Here is a 974-nt window from a genome sequence, read left to right as displayed (position 1 = left end):
AGAATAAAGAGTACAGGCTGATCCCATTTCGCTCGCCACTACTTTGGGAATCTCGGTTGATTTCTTTTCCTGCGGTTACTTAGATGTTTCAGTTCACCGCGTTCGCTTCACGTAGCCTATGGATTCAGCTACGGATACTCCATTAGGAGTGGGTTTCCCCATTCGGACATCTCCGGATCAAAGCTTGTTTGCCAGCTCCCCGGAGCTTTTCGCAGGCTACCGCGTCCTTCATCGCCTGTGATCGCCAAGGCATCCACCACATGCACTTGTTCGCTTGACCCTATAACGGGTGTGTCTCAATGATTGCTCACCGCAGATCACATTTCCGCTACAGGTTGAGTATTCGTGTTGCGCCGTATTCCAAAGGCAATCTCTCGATTCCCTTAAAATACATCGATACAATCACAACCCTGATTCACCTACTCACGCACCCATCTCCAGGTACGCTTTCGTGAATCTCTTTACTACTTCTTCCTGATTGTTAAAGAACGACAGCCGATATCACGATCTGATCGTGTACCGCGCTGACTGGCTCAATCGCCAATGCGTAACGCTCTGCCTTCATGCAGAACCCTGCGCATTGAGGATTGGTGGAGGATGACGGGATCGAACCGACGACCCCCTGCTTGCAAAGCAGGTGCTCTCCCAGCTGAGCTAATCCCCCGGTCCCACAACGCACACTCCAGAGGCTTCACCCGACCAGCTCACCAGACAAGACCGTGGTGGGTCTGGATGGATTCGAACCATCGACCCCCGCCTTATCAAGACGGTGCTCTAACCGACTGAGCTACAGACCCCTGAGTCTGTCTGCGTTGCTTCTACCAAACTACAGCCGATAAGCGTGAGCACTTGAGTGCAATGAATGCATAGCTCTGGAAAGGAGGTGATCCAGCCGCACCTTCCGATACGGCTACCTTGTTACGACTTCACCCCAGTCATGAATCCTACCGTGGTGACCGTCCTCCTTGCGGTTA

Annotated in this window: 2 tRNA genes and 2 rRNA genes; all 4 read right to left on the bottom strand. The window is 52.4% G+C overall.

Annotation, left to right across the window (positions count from 1 at the left end):
* Positions 1-280, bottom strand: a 23S ribosomal RNA gene (locus GCT19_RS43175); the annotation flags it as partial.
* A gap of 308 nt (positions 281-588) precedes the next feature.
* Positions 589-664: transfer RNA gene (locus tag GCT19_RS42215), tRNA-Ala, on the bottom strand.
* Between the two features lie 56 nt (positions 665-720).
* Positions 721-797: transfer RNA gene (locus tag GCT19_RS42210), tRNA-Ile, on the bottom strand.
* Between the two features lie 79 nt (positions 798-876).
* A 16S ribosomal RNA gene (locus tag GCT19_RS42205) occupies positions 877-974 on the bottom strand; the annotation flags it as partial.

It is taken from the genome of Paraburkholderia atlantica (genome assembly GCF_009362785.1).
Classification (GTDB): Bacteria; Pseudomonadota; Gammaproteobacteria; order Burkholderiales; family Burkholderiaceae; genus Paraburkholderia; species Paraburkholderia atlantica.
Note: the sequence above shows the minus strand (reverse complement) of the source record. Positions and strands in the feature narration are given on the sequence as shown.